Annotated in this window: 15 protein-coding genes and 2 pseudogenes; 8 read left to right on the forward strand and 9 right to left on the reverse strand. The window is 58.4% G+C overall.

Going from position 1 to position 15,158, the window contains the following annotated elements:
* The first annotated feature begins 120 nt into the window (after positions 1–120).
* From PVV74_RS19560 to PVV74_RS19575, 4 genes are read left to right on the forward strand one after another with little or no spacing between them, the layout of a single operon-like run.
* Positions 121–2,529, forward strand: coding sequence for a copper-transporting P-type ATPase (locus PVV74_RS19560; protein WP_274594366.1), 2,409 nt, complete (start codon positions 121–123; stop codon positions 2,527–2,529).
* 51 nt (positions 2,530–2,580) lie between these two features.
* Positions 2,581–2,814 carry a DUF2933 domain-containing protein gene (locus PVV74_RS19565; RefSeq protein WP_074940703.1) on the forward strand — a complete coding sequence of 78 codons (234 nt, stop codon included), beginning with the start codon at positions 2,581–2,583 and terminating at the stop codon, positions 2,812–2,814.
* Positions 2,811–3,461, forward strand: coding sequence for a methyltransferase family protein (locus tag PVV74_RS19570; protein ID WP_211286185.1), 651 nt, complete (start codon positions 2,811–2,813; stop codon positions 3,459–3,461). The genes PVV74_RS19565 and PVV74_RS19570 overlap by 4 nt, the downstream gene beginning before the upstream one ends.
* 18 nt (positions 3,462–3,479) lie before the next feature.
* Complete coding sequence (locus PVV74_RS19575) at positions 3,480–3,953, forward strand: hypothetical protein (RefSeq protein ID WP_245890552.1); 474 nt, start codon at positions 3,480–3,482, stop codon at positions 3,951–3,953.
* On the opposite strand, the pseudogene PVV74_RS19580 reads toward PVV74_RS19575, so the two are convergent.
* Positions 3,926–4,819 (reverse strand): annotated as a pseudogene (locus tag PVV74_RS19580) (IS481 family transposase). The gene PVV74_RS19575 and the pseudogene PVV74_RS19580 sit on opposite strands and share 28 nt — an antisense overlap.
* Positions 4,820–5,132: 313 nt before the next feature.
* On the opposite strand from PVV74_RS19580, the gene petA reads away from it, so the two are divergent.
* Positions 5,133–5,681, forward strand: a complete 549-nt coding sequence (petA, locus tag PVV74_RS19585; protein WP_103764601.1) for a ubiquinol-cytochrome c reductase iron-sulfur subunit — start codon at positions 5,133–5,135, stop codon at positions 5,679–5,681.
* Positions 5,682–5,725: 44 nt separating this feature from the next.
* On the opposite strand, the gene lgt is transcribed toward petA, so the two are convergent.
* The 8 genes from lgt to PVV74_RS19625 form a co-directional block, all read right to left on the reverse strand.
* The gene (lgt, locus tag PVV74_RS19590; RefSeq protein ID WP_103764600.1) at positions 5,726–6,649 is read right to left on the reverse strand and encodes a prolipoprotein diacylglyceryl transferase; all 924 of its coding nucleotides are present in this window, start codon (positions 6,647–6,649) and stop codon (positions 5,726–5,728) included.
* 11 nt (positions 6,650–6,660) lie between these two features.
* A complete protein-coding gene (locus tag PVV74_RS19595; RefSeq protein WP_103764599.1) occupies positions 6,661–7,983 on the reverse strand; it encodes an APC family permease in 1,323 nt (440 codons plus the stop codon).
* Positions 7,984–8,724, reverse strand: coding sequence for a hypothetical protein (locus PVV74_RS19600; RefSeq protein ID WP_146050084.1), 741 nt, complete (start codon positions 8,722–8,724; stop codon positions 7,984–7,986). It lies immediately after the preceding gene.
* Positions 8,721–9,404: a TVP38/TMEM64 family protein gene (locus PVV74_RS19605; RefSeq protein WP_425442941.1), complete on the reverse strand. Its 684-nt coding sequence runs from the start codon at positions 9,402–9,404 to the stop codon at positions 8,721–8,723. The genes PVV74_RS19600 and PVV74_RS19605 overlap by 4 nt, the downstream gene beginning before the upstream one ends.
* A gap of 10 nt (positions 9,405–9,414) precedes the next feature.
* Positions 9,415–9,843: a DUF6010 family protein gene (locus PVV74_RS19610; protein WP_211286184.1), complete on the reverse strand. Its 429-nt coding sequence runs from the start codon at positions 9,841–9,843 to the stop codon at positions 9,415–9,417.
* 323 nt (positions 9,844–10,166) lie between these two features.
* On the reverse strand, positions 10,167–10,868 hold the full coding sequence (locus PVV74_RS19615) for a copper resistance protein B (protein ID WP_103764596.1): 702 nt from the start codon (positions 10,866–10,868) through the stop codon (positions 10,167–10,169).
* Positions 10,869–10,893: 25 nt separating this feature from the next.
* A complete protein-coding gene (locus PVV74_RS19620) occupies positions 10,894–12,666 on the reverse strand; it encodes a copper resistance system multicopper oxidase (RefSeq protein WP_103764595.1) in 1,773 nt (590 codons plus the stop codon).
* A 204-nt stretch (positions 12,667–12,870) separates the two neighbouring features.
* The gene (locus PVV74_RS19625; RefSeq protein ID WP_146050083.1) at positions 12,871–13,257 is read right to left on the reverse strand and encodes a hypothetical protein; all 387 of its coding nucleotides are present in this window, start codon (positions 13,255–13,257) and stop codon (positions 12,871–12,873) included.
* Positions 13,258–13,561: 304 nt separating this feature from the next.
* On the opposite strand from PVV74_RS19625, the gene PVV74_RS19630 reads away from it, so the two are divergent.
* The 3 genes and pseudogenes from PVV74_RS19630 to PVV74_RS19640 all read left to right on the forward strand — a co-directional run.
* A complete protein-coding gene (locus PVV74_RS19630; protein WP_245890551.1) occupies positions 13,562–14,044 on the forward strand; it encodes a multicopper oxidase domain-containing protein in 483 nt (160 codons plus the stop codon).
* Positions 14,045–14,090: 46 nt separating this feature from the next.
* Positions 14,091–14,816: a copper-binding protein gene (locus tag PVV74_RS19635; protein ID WP_103764594.1), complete on the forward strand. Its 726-nt coding sequence runs from the start codon at positions 14,091–14,093 to the stop codon at positions 14,814–14,816.
* Between the two features lie 152 nt (positions 14,817–14,968).
* Positions 14,969–15,153 (forward strand): annotated as a pseudogene (locus tag PVV74_RS19640) (helix-turn-helix domain-containing protein); the annotation flags it as partial.
* Positions 15,154–15,158 lie beyond the last annotated feature (5 nt).

A 15,158-nucleotide genomic window follows, 5' to 3' on the forward strand; every position in this document is an offset into this window, starting at 1 on the left:
TGCCTGTCTGAAAACAGGTCAGCGAAGACACCTGATTTCAGCCGGCCACGGGCACATTTTTGAGATCTCGGATCGGGGATAGACAGCATCTCGACGGAACGGGACAGGAAAGGACGCAAAATGAACGACAGCAAAGGCCAGCCAGTAAGGGAGGCTGACGACCCGGAAACTTTCAACACGGTTCCGGAAGGCCACACCGGCACAGTCTACACCTGCCCGATGCACCCCGAGATACGTGGCACCGAAGAAGGGAAATGCCCGAAATGCGGCATGTTCCTGGTCCCCGAGGGCGAGGCCGCGGACCACGCCCATCACGGCCATGATCACTCCGGCCACAGTCACGCCCACGGCGCCGCAACAGCGGGGGTCAAGGGGGGTGAATACGACACCGTGCCCGAAGGCTACGCCGGCACGGTGTATACCTGCCCGATGCACGCCGAAGTCAGACATCCCGGCCCCGGCTCCTGTCCGATCTGCGGTATGGGGCTGGAGCCCGAGACCGTCAGCGCAGAGGACGAAGGCCCTAACCCCGAACTGGTCGATTTCACCCGGCGGTTCTGGGTCGGTGCCGTTCTAACCATCCCGGTCCTGGTCCTCGCGATGGGGCCGTTCGTCGGTTTCACCTATTTCATGGAATTGCTGGGCGAACGGACATCTCTCTGGCTGGAACTTGCCTTGTCGACGCCGGTGATTTTGTGGTCGGGCTGGCCGTTCTTCGTGCGCGGTTACCACTCCTTCCGAACGATGAACCTGAACATGTTCAGTCTGATCGGGATGGGCGTGGGCGCGGCCTACATATTCAGTATCCTTGCGGTCATTGCGCCCCAGATATTCCCAGCGGGTTTCCGCGATGAGAACGGCAACGTCGGTGTCTACTTCGAGGCCGCCGCCGTGATCGTCACGCTGGTTCTTCTTGGGCAGGTCATGGAACTGCGCGCCCGCGAAGGTACCGGAAAGGCGATTCGCGCCCTCTTGGACATGGCTGCGAAGACAGCGGTGGTGATCCGCCCCGATGGAACCGAGGAAGAGATCGAGCTCGAGCAGGTGCAACTGGGCGATCACCTGCGTGTCCGGCCCGGCGATAAGGTGCCGGTCGATGGGGTCGTCGTCGAAGGGCGCTCCTCGGTGGACGAGTCGATGATCAGCGGCGAGCCTGTTCCCGTCGAGAAAGTCGCCGGCGAACCCGTCACCGGCGCCACGATCAACGGCACCGGCAGCCTCGTGATCGAAGCCACGCGCGTCGGCGCTGACACGATGCTCAGCCAGATCGTGCAGATGGTCGCCGATGCGCAGCGCAGCCGCGCGCCGATCCAGAAATATGCCGATCAGGTGGCAGGCATGTTCGTGCCGGCTGTCATAGCGGTCGCCATCGTGTCTTTCGTCGTCTGGTCGATCTGGGGACCGGACCCGGCCATGGCCTATGGCCTTGTTTCGGCGGTGGCGGTGCTCATCATCGCGTGCCCCTGCGCGCTTGGCCTTGCCACGCCGATGTCGATCATGACCGCGACGGGTACGGGGGCGCAGTTGGGTGTGCTGATTAAGAACGCCGAAGCACTGGAACGGTTCGAGAAGATCGACACACTGATCGTGGACAAGACGGGAACCCTGACCGAAGGCAAGCCCAGGCTGGTGGCGGTATTGCCCGAAGACGGCCATGACGAGGCCGAGGTGCTGCGTCTCGCCGCTTCGCTCGAACGTGGGTCGGAACACCCACTGGCCGAGGCTATCGTGCGTGGTGCAGAGGAACGCGGCGTGGATTTCGCAAAGGCCGAGGATTTCGAGGCGGTGACCGGCAAGGGCGTCAAGGGCCGCGTCGATGGCAAGGCAGTTGCCTTGGGTAATGCGGCGCTGATCCGAGACATGGGGCTGGATAGCGGTGCCCTGGTGGATGCCGCCAATGCGCGGCGCGACGAGGGTGAGACCGTCATGTTCATCGTGTTCGACAGCACGATCGCCGGGCTCGTCTGCGTGGCCGACCCGGTGAAGGAGACCACGCCCACCGCCCTCGAGGCGCTGCACGAACTGGGGTTCCGCATCATCATGGCCACCGGCGATAACGAGCGCACCGCGCTGGCCGTCGCGAACCGCCTTGGCATTGACGAAATCCGCGCCGATGTCCTTCCCGAGGACAAGGCCCGGATCATCAAGGAATTGCAGGAGCAGGGTCGGAAAGTCGCGATGGCGGGCGACGGGGTCAATGATGCCCCGGCGCTGGCACAGGCCGATGTCGGCATTGCCATGGGCACCGGCGCAGACGTCGCTATCAAGAGCGCGGGCTTCACTCTGGTCAAAGGCAACCTGGACGGCATCGTGCGCGCCCGAAAGCTGAGCCAGGCCACGATGCGCAACATCCGCCAGAACCTGTTCTTTGCGCTTATCTACAACGCCTCGGGCGTGCCGATCGCCGCGGGCGTACTCTATCCATTCTTCGGCATCCTGATCGGCCCCATCTTCGCCGCTTTCGCGATGAGTGCGTCATCGCTGTCGGTTGTGCTGAACTCCTTGAGGCTGAGACGACTGAAGTTCTGAGCCAATGACGGCAGACAATTTCTCCCTTCGACAGCAACAGGATCAAAGTAAATGACTGAGCACAATCATAACCACGACAATCAGGAAAAGGGCTTTTGGAAATCTCGCACAGGCGTCTTTCTTCTGATTGCTCTGGGGATTGGAGCGTTCCTCCTCGCATTCGAACATCGTGTCCATATTTTCGGCGGCAATGGGTTTCTCGCGCTGCTTCTTCTTGGATGCGTCGTAATGCATCTCTTCATGCATGGTGGGCACGGGGGTCATGGCGGAGGTGACAAGTCATGATGCATGATTCAGGATATGGGCTGTGGATATTTGCCCTGCTGAATGCGGCCATTTTCATCATTTTTGCATTCAGCTTCTTCAAGCCGCAAACGGCGCGCGACTGGCGCAGCTTTGGAGCTTTCAGCGCGTTTCTCGTTGCGCTGTTTACTGAAATGTATGGCTTTCCTTTCACGATTTATCTGCTGTCCGGTTGGTTGCAGACCTCATATCCGGGCATTGACTGGTTTTCGCACGATGCCGGCCACCTTCCGGAAATGCTCTTCGGCTGGCAGGCGAATCCCCATTTTGGTCCTTTCCACATCCTGAGCTTCGTTCTGATCGGGCTTGGGTTCTGGATGATCTCGGCTGCCTGGCGAGTGCTCTACCAAGCCCAACGGAACGGCACGCTGGCTACCAGTGGTCCCTATTCGCGCGTCCGACATCCGCAATACGTGGGCTTCATCCTCGTTTTGAACGGCTTTCTGGTCCAGTGGCCGACATTGCTGACACTGGCAATGTATCCGGTGTTGATCTGGATGTACGTGCGGCTTGCTCGCGCAGAGGAGCGGGAAACCCGGGCCGCGTTCGGAGACAGGTTCGACGCGTATGCCGCGCGTGTTCCCGCCTTCTTGCCAAACCTCACGCAGACACATGACGCAACTCAATGACAAGACGGGAGCGGACCCATGAGCGACAATCCAACCGATAGGGAATCACACAGTGATGGCGTATCGTCATGGTTTCCGACCGCGTACTCGATCCTTTTTGTCTTAATCATCATTGTCGCAGCCCTGACCTGGATCATCCCCGCAGGACAATATGATCGTGCGATGAACGAAGAGGTCGGGCGTGAAGTCGCCGTGCCGGGAACCTACCAGACCGTCGATCCCAATCCGCAGGGCTTTGTCGAAGTCATGCTAGCTCCCGTGGCAGGATTCTATGACCCGGACAGTTATGCGGCGAACGCAATTGATGTAGCGCTGTTTGTGCTCCTGCTGGGTGGGTTTCTTGGCGTAGTCAACGCCACCAAAGCCATCGATACTGGCATTCAGACGGCGATGGGTCGCATGAAAGGGCGCGAGATCTGGATGATTGTAAGGTGCGGTTACTCGTGGGACATCCCGTTTGTTGATTATAGCTTCTCTCTGAGCGCTTCGTAAGGCGTCTTTCCGTTATGTGCGCCATGCGGCCTGTGGAAGTTGTAGAAGCGCTCCCATTCGCCCAACTTTGCTTCAAGATCGACATCGCCTTTGTAGCTCAGCAACTGGTAGAATTCCTGCCCATCCGACCTGTGTGACCGTTCCACCTTACCGTTCAGCTGCGGCGTCCCGCGCTTGATGTAAGCATGGCGGATGCCAAGATCCTCGACATGCCAATGGAATTTGGCCTGGAACTCATGGCCATTATCCGTCCTGATTTCGCGGATGCGGAACGGGAACTTTTCAACGACGTGGTCAACAAAGTTGATTGCATTGGCTTGGGTGTGCTTTTCGTAAATCTTCAGCGCCCGAACCCGCGTTGCGTCATCGATGGCGGTGTATTGGAACCGGCGTACCTTCTCACCTTTCTAGTCAATGAAGGTCAGGAACTTAACATCCATCTGGATGTGATGGCCGGGTACCTGCTTCTGATAACGTTTGGTGTGAACCTTGCGCATGCGAGTGCCGCGAGGGAGGCGGTTCAGCCCATGGCGGCGCAGGATGCGCGAAACCGTGGCGTCAGACAGTTTGATGTCGTGATAGCGCTCCAAGTACCAGACGATCCGCATCGGGCCGAGGTGATACTTGCGCCGAAGATAAAGTACCTTGTTCTCGCGCTCAGGCGGCGTCCGATTGGCATGCCACTTGGGAATGGGCGGCGCGTTGATCAGGCCAGCTTCGCCACGCTCCGCATAGGCTTGACGCCAACGGTAGAAGCTGGATCGACCTATCCCGAAATAGCGGCAAGTCCTCGCGACGTGACCGATCTCCTCCGCATGTCGCAGTATCCGCAACTTGCGTTGGATCTCGCGTTGATCTTTGGTCATGAACATCTCCTTCTTCCCAAACCTGGGAGGTTAAAGAAAATGTCCCGCGAGTAACGGCATATCTACAAGCCAGACTCGCTTACATCAATTTCGTCGTCGAAGGAAGTCGTAAGGATGTTTGGGGTTTTGCAGGTTTGAACGCCGAAGAAAATGCCGAGTCAAGCAGTCGCGACATCTGAGCTTGTTGATTGCTGTGCACTACCTTTCCACGCCCCCCGGAATACCGTTCAGGCCGGTAGCGATACAGTCTGTTACAAGAATCTGCTTGAGCTTCCAGTGCTGAAATCCCCTAAGAGGAGCTACGACAAAGTCTATTGACCATGCAGAGCGACGCGATTTCCTATATTATGCAACTGCCGGGGCAGGGGCCGTAGTCACGGGCGCGGCCATCTGGCCGCTTGTTAACCAGATGAACCCTGCCGCTGATGTCAGAGCTTTGCTCAGTATCCGCGTGGATATTTCCAAGCTGACACCCGGCACGCAACTCACTTTGAAGTGGCGGGGAAAACCGGTGTTCATCCGCTATCGAACTGAAGAGGAAATTTCTGCGGCGCGTTCCGAAAGTGTCGCCGACCTACCTGATGCGATCGCAAGAAACCCCAACTTCGACGGGGACGTGCCGGCGACCGATGAGCACCGGGCAGTTCCCGGCCGCGAAGAGTATTTGGTCATGATTGGCGTTTGCACTCACTTGGGATGCGTTCCGCTTGGAAACGGCTCCGGCGATTTTGGAGGTTGGTTTTGCCCTTGCCACGGCTCGCATTATGACACCGCCGGGCGCATCAGAAAAGGACCCGCACCAGAGAACCTTCACATTCCGGACCTTTCGCTGTCGGATGACTTGATTCTCGTTTTGGGATAAACGGCGCGCAGCGTTTCATTGCATAGGTTCGAGCGGATCGAAACTTACAATGTCTCGGTTGTCTTCTGGTCGCGATCTCGCTGTTGCATGCGAAAAGCCCAACAGATCAATGCCAGTCCGGCAAAGATCATTGGCAGCGACAACGCCTGCCCCATCGTTAGTCCCCAGGTTCCGAAATGCAGGGCGTGTCCGATTGGGTTATCCTCACTTACGAATTGCAAATCCGGCTGCCTGAAGAACTCGACGAAGGCCCTGGACATGCCATAGCCCGCAAGAAACACCCCTGTCAGGGCACCGGGCCTTTTCAGCCAGCCCTTTCGCCATGCCAGAACCAGCATAAGGATGCACAGCACCATTCCTTCGAGCAACGCTTCGTAAAGCTGCGACGGGTGCCTCGCGCAGAGCCCCTCGATGCCGGGGCTGGTCTGCGCGGCTTCGCCCGGAAAGACGACCCCCCAGGGCATTGTGGTGGGGCGGCCCCAAAGCTCGTTATTCGTGAAGTTCGCGAGACGCCCGAGAAAGAGCCCCGGCGGCGTCGCCAGCGCCAAGAGATCCGCCGTGCTCAGTAATGGCAAACGCCAGCGCAGACAATAAACGAGAGCCGCAACCGTCACCCCGAGAAACCCGCCGTGGAAGGACATGCCACCCTGCCACACCATCAGGATCTCTGACGGGTTTTGCAGGTAGTATTGCGGCTGGTAGAATAGGACATAGCCGAGGCGCCCCCCGATGATGACGCCGAGGATGATCCATGTCAGAAGGTCGTCGACCTGTGCGGGCTTCATCGGCGCCCCCGCGCTCGGCCAGATTGCGGGCCGCCTGGCGGCCCGAACGCAAATACGCCAGCCAATGAGTATGCCGACGATATACGCGAGCGCATACCAGCGCAGCGCGAGGTGGAATCCGAAGATATCGAACGAAAAGACTTCGTGGCCGATGTCGGGAAAGGGCAATGCGGCGGTCAGCATCGGATTCTCTCCTACATTTTCGAGTGAGATTGGGAGTGTGCCTCCTGCGGCGGGCGGCGGCGGAGAAAGAGCCCCACGAAGGCAAAGACAGCTGCCATCATCCCGACGGACACCAGCACGATCAGCGGATCGCTCTGCCATTTCAGAGCGGCAAACGCCGCTAGCACGACGATGTCGAGCGCGATCGCGCTGAGCAGAATAGCCCCCACGGCACCAATTTCCTGTCGCAGGTGCCGAAACACGCCCCAATGGATGATGATGTCCATCACCAGATAGAAGAACGCACCGAGCGAGGCGATCCGGCTGAGATCGAAGAACACCGCTAGGAAACTGGCGATAACCACGGTGTAGACCAAAGTATGGTCTCGGATCGCACCCGGCATGCCGAAGTGGCTGTGGGGGATCAGTTTCATGTCGGTCAGCATGGCAAGCATTCGAGAGACCGCGAAAATGCTCGCGATCAGTCCTGAGGACGTGGCGACGATGGCCAGTAGGACAGTCAGGTAGAAGCCCTTGCGGCCCAAGGTCGGCCCTGCGGCTTCAGCAAGGGCATAGTCTTTTGCAGCGATGATCTCTTCAAGGTTAAGACTGGAACCGACGGCGAAGGCGACGAGAAGATAAACGATAACGCAGATGCCGATGGACGCAACGATGGCCCGACCGATATTACGGTTCGGATTGGTCACTTCGGCACCGCTATTGGTGATCGTGGTGAACCCTTTGAAAGCGAGGATCGAAAGCGCAACGGAGGCCACGAAGCCGGTGATTTGCGTCGATTGCCCGTCCGTCGCCGCCTCGAACGAAATACCGCCTGCCCAGAGCGCCGCCGCCCCGAAAAGCGTGATACCTCCCACCTTTAGGATAGCCATGACGATCGAGAACAACCCAACCGACCGGTTGCCGGCAGCGTTGATGAGATAGGCAAACACAATCAGACCCACACCGAGGGTAGAAACCAACCAGTTGGTCTGCTCGACGCCTAATCCCTCCAAAGAATATGTGGCGAAAGTCCGCGCAACGAGGCTTTCGTTGATGACCATCGATAGGGCCATGAGCAACGCGGCCCCCGCGGCGACGGTCGTCGGGCCATAGGCCTTCTGCAGAATCATCGCGATGCCTCCGGCCGAAGGGTAGACATTGGACATCTTGACGTAGGTAGATGCGCTGAACGCAGTGACAAGCGCACCGGCGATGAAGGACAGCGGAAAGAGCGGTCCGGCAAGCTGTGCGATCTGTCCGGTCAGCGCGAATATACCGGCACCGATCATCACGCCCGTCCCCATCGCGATGGCATCCGCGAGGCTTATACTGTTCGCCTTGTATTCAGATTTCATCTAGACATTTCCCTTTTTGGATGCGCGTGCCTTCCCGGCCGAGAGCGTCTGCGGTCTGCGGGAATGCCCCCGCTTGCCATCCCCGGCGATGAGATTAGCGCCGGGCCGGTCGTTGAGGCTCCAACTTTCGCGAAAGGCTTCCAGCAGTTCGGGCTCCGCGCGATGCGCTGCGGCCGCCCGGGCAAATGTTTGCGGCGGGCATGTGCGAAATGCGTTTGCAGGTCGTCGCCATCGCGAAAGACGCGCGCAGCAAGGCCCGGGGCGCCGACCGGGTGGAAGGGAAACACCAGCAGCGCCCGGATCGTCCAGCGCAGCCTGCGCCCGGGATCGCGGCTGAAGAGTCGCGCGGACAGCGACGACAGGCGCAGCATCCGGCGGTAGAGTTCCCAACCGACATCGGTGACGACCGCGTGCGCGCACCCCGTCTCGGCCCCGGGGCGCCGCAGAGCGCGCATCGGCGGCGACGGTGTAGATGGCAAGCTCCACCATCAGCCGGCTGCCGCAATCGGGCAGGGTCTGCAATCCGGCAATCTCCCGCATCTCTTCCGCTGCACGATCGAGCGTGACGAGAAAACGCTCGATGTCTTCAGGCAGCCAGCGCACCTTTTCGCCATCCGCAAGGTGCAATGCCCGATTGCCCAGTTGCCAGCGGCAAGTCCGCAACAGCTCGCGGCGGATCAGCGCGCGAACGGCTCTCCAGCCCGGGGACGGGCGCGCGTCGGGCCTGGGGGTCGCGGTCATGAGCGAGCCTTCCTTCCGCGCTGCTCGCGGATCGCCCCGACGATAAGGGGGGTCAGCGTCAGTGCCCCCAGCCCGACAGCGGCCCAGGCGGCTCGCCCGGGCTCGCCGCTCACCGCCTCGTTACCGAAATGCGCGAGAACGAAACTGGCTGGGATGATGCCGGCAAGCGTCGCTACAGCGAAACGCCAGAAATGCAGGCAGCTGAGACCGGCAGCGTAGCTGACGATGTCGAACGAGATAAACGGCATCAGCCGGCTGGCGAACACGGTCAGGGCCAGCGCGTTCTGCGATCCGAGCCAGCCCTTGTCCACCGTCTCGCCCAACCTTCTGGTCAGCACATCGCGCCCCAGGAACCGTGCCAGAGCGAAGGCCGCCAAGGCGCCGAGTTCGGCGCCGATGACGATGTAAATGGTGCCGATCGTATGTCCGTATGCGGCACCTGCCGCCAAGGCGATAGGTGCGCTTGGGATCGGCGTGGCGACGATGGCGATCGTCATGAGGGCGATGATGACGATCGGCCCCCATGCGCCGGCGGCGCTCACAGAGGCCGATATCCGCTCGCCGCTGAGGTCTTCCTCGAAGCCTGATAAGGGCCCAAGGAACAGCGCCGCCGCAGCGGCCACGAGCGCGACCGCGAGGACGATTTTTGCGCCTGTTCCAACCGTGATGCCCTGTGCCACCTGACCGCCCTCACGGTAGATAAAGGATGAGGAGAAAACCGGCGGCCAGCAGATCGAAGACCACGCAGTAGGGAATGTACCATTTCGGCACCGGTGCACCGAAGGCGCTAATACTGTGCAGCAGGTCCCAGGCCGCATGCGCCGCCAGTCCCAGCGGCAACGCGAGCGGGGACCAGAGCAGACCAACAAGCGCCACAAACGCGTAGAAGGCAGCGGCCCCGAATTCCAACCAGAACTGCCGGGCCAAGCCAGAGGAGGCGCCGAAACCGATATAGGCGCCCCCGATCACGGCCAGTGTCAGGGCCGCGATTGCGACCGAGACCTGTTCGGGCACCCAAAGGTGAACGGGCGCAAATACGAGGAACAACCCCGAACCGATGGCACTCGGACCCAGCGTATCTGTAGTGATCCAGCCGACTTGGCTTCTATCGTTCGACATGGTGCGGTGCGTCCTCGTATCTGGCGGGATTGCGTCCGGGTCGCTACGACCCTAGGGCTTCCAGCTGATGGAAGCTCAAGACGTAATCGTAGAATCTCCATTTCACGCGGCGTCGACGGCCTGGCCCATCATCTCGCGCACATCGACAGCGACCTCGTTAAGCTGAAATTGCCATGCTGCGTCCGCTCTACCGCATGTGACCCGCGTGTCCCCGTCCACTCATCACGGTTTCGTTTCAAGTTTGGCTGTTAATCTCTCACGCTCCCTTTGGGGATTGCATAGTTTGAAAGTCGCCCGGGCTTGCAGCCGGGGCGACAAAATTTTCAGAACATTAGGCGCGTACCGAAGACGATCGAAAATGCATCAGTATCTTCACCATTTGCTTTGACGATGTCCTTCGTGTCGCCATAAGAGGCCTCGTAGTTAACGCCGACATAAGGAGAAAAAGCGCGGTCGATGACGTCATAGCTGAGCCGCGCTCCGATCTCCACTATAGCACCGCCAGCGCCGCGTTCGCGCGCCAGATCATCCTTCAGGGGCATATCAACTTCGATGCTCGGCGTGAAAATCAGGCGGTTGGTCAACAGTGCCTCATACTCTGCCTCGAAACGGAAGAATGGGTGATCAGACACGAAAAGATCGGCATCGATCTCGAACCACTGCGGCGCGAGGCCTTTGAGGCCTACCACACCAGCGTAGCGGTCAGGTGCCCCACCCGGCGTATCCGCATAAGCCCCCACTACGGCATCAAAGAAAGGCGAAACTGGAAACTGAAGTCGCGCCTGGTTTTCCAATTTTTCGAAATCATCCGATGTGAGGCCAAGCTCGGCTTCGCTTCTCCAGACGAATTTCAACTCATCCGATCCCGCCAGAGCATCAAAATCCCATACGAAGGCATCCTCACCATCCATCGCGCGATATTCGAACTGCTCCGCTTGGAAACCCCAGATAAGCGGCTCGGCGTATGTGACCTGAGCCCATGGCAGAAAGAGGCCGGCAAGTCCGGCCAGTTTGAAACGTTTCATCTTGATTTTCCTTTTACTGACTGGTTCAGGCTGGGCGCCCTCTGACTACGACTTTGCGGAACATGCCACCGTCAGCGTGGTAAGAGAGGTGACAATGGAAAGCCCACTGTCCAGGGGCATCGACCTCTACCTCTATGTCGGTTGTCGTGCCGGGTTGGACGCTCACCGTGTGCTTGATGGGGTTACGCGCGCCCTGACCGGTATCGATGATCGACCACATCCCGTGCAGGTGCATTGGATGCGCCATCATTGTCTCATTGATGAAGCGGATGCGCACCCGTTCGCCATAATTCAGCACGATTGGGTCGGCATCCTCGTATTTTACTCCGTTGATCGACCAGATGTAACGCTCCATGTTGCCCGTCAGACGCAGTTCAATGGTGCGCGAGGCAGCGCGGTTCCGGTAAAGCGGCCGCGCAGCGCGCAGATCCGTGTAGGACAGGAACTTGCCGCCGTTATAGGCCTTGGGTGTCAGCCCGCTCCCTGGCGCATAGAATGGGTCGTGATTGCCTGACATATTCATGCCAGAGTTCTCCATGCCGTTCATGCCGGGCTTATTCATACCCTGCATTTTTGAGTGCTCCATTCCACTCATGGTCTGCATGCCACTTGCGTTCTGCATGACGTGGTCACCCATATCCATCCCCATCATGCCGCTCATGTCGGCCATTGTGAGCAATGGCTTGGACCTGAGCCGCGGCACGGCCCCGGCATAACCTTTTTTTGGCGATAGAGTCCCACGAACGAGCGCAGTGCGACCCATTGATTCGGCAATGATGCTATAAACTTTGTTTTCCCGCGGCTGGATGATGACGTCATACGTTTCGGCTACGGCGACACGCAACTCGTCAACCGTGACTGGCTTGACGTCATTGCCATCAGCCTGGACCACGGTCATTTTCAGGCCAGGAATACGCATATCGAAATAGGTCATGGCCGAAGAATTGATGATCCGTAGGCGGATCTTCTCACCTGGCCGGAATAGTCCTGTCCAGTTTTGCGAGGTGCTTCGTCCGTTGATGAGCGCCGTGTATCCCTGCACATCCTCGATGTCGGTTGGCATCATTCGCATCCGGCCCCACATTCCGCGGTCCTTGAGGGCTGCCTTTAGGCCGTCCTGACGCGAATCCTTGATCAGGGTCTGCAACGTGCGTTGCGAGCGGTTGTAATAATCCGGCATCCTCTTGAGATTCCGCATGATCCGGCTGCCCGGATGCGGGTGTTTGTCGGCCAGTTGCACGACATAATCGCGATTTGCCCCAAGCCGTTCACCATCGCGCGGCTCGATCACAATGGCACCGTAAGCACCATCGGGTTCCTGAAAGCCTGAGTGGCTGTGAAACCAATACGTGCCCGCCTGCTGAATCGGAAAGCGGTAGGTGAAGGTTTCACCCGGGGCGATACCGTTGAAGCTGATGCCAGGGACGCCGTCCTGCCGGAATGGCAGGACAAGCCCGTGCCAATGTATAGAAGTGCTCTCGCGAAGATTATTGGTCACATTAATGGTGACTTCCTCGCCTTCCCTGAAACGCAGGATCGTTGGAATCTGGCTCTTGTTGTAACCGACGCCCATTTTCCGAAAGTTTCCAGTGTTGATCCGAACCCGGTCGACAGTGACATCATAGGTCCCTTTCGATGTGATTTTTGGTGATCCGTGCGCGCGCAATACCGTCGGCATGGCAAGCGCGGCAGCCGCGGTCAAACCGAACTGACGCCGGGACAGACCTTTTGCCAGATGTTCCGAAGAACTGAGTGCTGTTTCGGAAAGCGCACACTGTTTTGCTTTGAAGAGTCGCATACTCTTCTCCTTTGTGATGATTGAGTCGAAGGTTCGCCCGACTAAGGCAGACCTCGAGTAGTTTCCAAGGAGTGACCCCGCGAGTACCCGAGGTGTTTCAGGACCACCCCAACAGGCGAGCCAGTCACACGTTCACGCCGTTTCTTCTTTGGACGAGACCGGAAACCTTAGCCGTATGATGCAGGGATGAGAATCGAAGCCCGTTCACACTCGCGGAGGGGGCGAAGACGCTTCCGGCGTCAAGCTTTCCGCGTAGACCGCGCGCGAGCCATGATAAACGTGAACGATAAGGAGCTTTGGTTCGGCTAGCGCATGATCGCCGTTAGAAAAAGTGACGCAATGCACCATCATACCACGGCAACCGGGGATAGTATCGTCCGACACAAGATGTCCGCCACAGTCACGAACGTCCATTGCGGCGACGTGGCTCCAATCTTGTTGCGGCGAGTCAGCTTCAGATCCGATAAAAGGCATGGCCGCTACCATCAAGGCGATGAGCGACAGAATATGAGCCATTCGTGTCAATTTGAAAAAACGCATACGTCTCGTACCTTTCACAATTAAAAAAGCGCGATTGCCAACAAAGATCAAGGATACATTTCGTTACAAAAATTATGCTTCTAAAGCATTGGTTTTTATTGACCTTCCAGCGCGGGAGCATAGCTTGCTCGGCTAGGTACCCACGTTTCAAAAGGCTGAATATGCTATTTTTTGAAAGACACAGGTTTCATTCGACCGCTAAGGCAGTCGCGGCGAGCCGCAAGTTTTTGCAAGCGCAGCCGGTGGAGAACATGCGGCAGGCGAAACCAGTCCGTCGCATAGATTTATCGTTCATACTGATCGACCGGGCTGCACACGCGGCGGCTGGGTGTCGCCTGAAGCGCAATGGCCAGAGGTGAGCATCGACATCCCCGTGGGCGCGATGCGCGCCTATGAGTTCGTCGCGGACCATCTGGGTGACTGGGCGATCCACTGTCACAAGTCACACCACACGATGAACGCCATGGGCCATGACGTGCCGACGTTCATCGGTGTCAACAAGAAGCCGCTGACGCAGAAGATCCGTCAGTTCCAGCCGGAATACATGCCTATGGGTACGAACGGGATGGGCGAGATGGCGAAAATGGAAATGCCGCTGCCCGACAATACCATCCCGATGATGACGGGTTGGGGCCCTTACGGCCCCATCGAGATGGGCGGCATGTTTTCGGTCGTAAAGGTGCGGGACGGCATCGACGCGGACGATTACTCCGATCCCGGCTGGTACGAGAACCCCCCGGGCGAGATGGCCTACGAATGGACCGGCGAGTTGCCTGAATTCGCCTCCAACAACAGCCCCAGGACCATTCTCACACAGAAACCAGCCTCGAAGGGCTGAGCAGCCCTTCGTCATCTCTAACCAAACCAACCTACAGGAAAATGAAATGAAAAACCTTCTTCTGACAACAAGCCTCGCGATCGCGCTTTCCACACAGGCCTATGCTACAGGCACGCACGGCGGTGGACATGATGAAAACCAGCCTACCGAACAGACAGAAATGATGGTCGGCATGCCAGGTGACCCCGCCAAGGTGGATCGCACAATCGACGTCACTTTGCTCGAAAACGATGAGGGCCAGATGCTGATCGAGAGCGAAGAGATGACCATCAAGGAGGGTGAAACCATCCGCTTCAACATCACCAACAAGGGTGAGTTGGAGCATGAGTTCGTACTCGACACGGTCGAGCGCAATGCCGAGCACAAGATCGAAATGGCCAAGATGGACATGGAACACGACGATCCGAACCGTATCCGTCTCGATGCGGGCGCGTCGGGTGAGGTTGTCTGGACTTTCGCGAATTCCGGTACGTTCGAAGCAGCATGCCTGATCCCGGGCCACTACGAAGCCGGCATGCACCGTGAGGTCGCGGTCGGTGACCAGATAGCTCAGGCTGACGTGGAGTACACGAGCGGGACCATCAAGAAAATCGACGCGGAGGCCGGCAAAGTCACAATCATTCACGGCCCTCTCGTCAACCTTGATATGCCCGCGATGACCATGGTGTTCCGCGCTGACGAAGCAATGATGGCCAAGATGGCGGAGGGTCAGGAAATCGAGTTCGTTGCCGACCGGGTTGAGGGAAAGCTTACTGTCACGCAGGTGAAGTGAAGATAGACAATGGGGCCGAGGCGAACACGCCCGGCCCCAACGATTTGAGGCAATAAAATCAAGCGCTACGGAGGTAGCCGAGCAATGTAGATATGCCGTTACTCGCGGGACATTTTCTTTAACCTCCGAGGTTTGGGACGAAGGAGATGTTCATGACCAAGGACCAACGCGAGATCCAACGCAAGTTGCGGATACTTCGACATGCGGAGGAGATCGGTCACGTCGCAGGACTTGCCGCTATTTCGGGATAGATCGATCCAGCTTCTACCGTTGGCGTCAAGACGTCTTACGAAGCGCTCAGAGAGAAGCTATAATCAACAAACGGGATGTCCCACGAGTAAC

Source organism: Roseovarius sp. SK2 (assembly GCF_028807495.1).
Lineage (GTDB): Bacteria > Pseudomonadota > Alphaproteobacteria > Rhodobacterales > Rhodobacteraceae > Roseovarius > Roseovarius confluentis.

Bases quoted from the DNA above. Each gene is read 5' to 3' on its own strand.
- PVV74_RS19635 (WP_103764594.1), top strand. From the start codon at position 14,091: ATGAAAAACCTTCTTCTGACAACAAGCCTCGCGATCGCGCTTTCCACA.
- PVV74_RS19560 (WP_274594366.1), top strand. From the start codon at position 121: ATGAACGACAGCAAAGGCCAGCCAGTAAGGGAGGCTGACGACCCGGAA.
- PVV74_RS19570 (WP_211286185.1), top strand. From the start codon at position 2,811: ATGATGCATGATTCAGGATATGGGCTGTGGATATTTGCCCTGCTGAAT.
- PVV74_RS19595 (WP_103764599.1), bottom strand. From the start codon at position 7,983: ATGAAATCTGAATACAAGGCGAACAGTATAAGCCTCGCGGATGCCATC.
- PVV74_RS19575 (WP_245890552.1), top strand. From the start codon at position 3,480: ATGAGCGACAATCCAACCGATAGGGAATCACACAGTGATGGCGTATCG.
- PVV74_RS19620 (WP_103764595.1), bottom strand. From the start codon at position 12,666: ATGCGACTCTTCAAAGCAAAACAGTGTGCGCTTTCCGAAACAGCACTC.
- PVV74_RS19615 (WP_103764596.1), bottom strand. From the start codon at position 10,868: ATGAAACGTTTCAAACTGGCCGGACTTGCCGGCCTCTTTCTGCCATGG.
- lgt (WP_103764600.1), bottom strand. From the start codon at position 6,649: ATGCTGACCGCCGCATTGCCCTTTCCCGACATCGGCCACGAAGTCTTT.
- PVV74_RS19565 (WP_074940703.1), top strand. From the start codon at position 2,581: ATGACTGAGCACAATCATAACCACGACAATCAGGAAAAGGGCTTTTGG.
- PVV74_RS19600 (WP_146050084.1), bottom strand. From the start codon at position 8,724: ATGACCGCGACCCCCAGGCCCGACGCGCGCCCGTCCCCGGGCTGGAGA.
- PVV74_RS19610 (WP_211286184.1), bottom strand. From the start codon at position 9,843: ATGTCGAACGATAGAAGCCAAGTCGGCTGGATCACTACAGATACGCTG.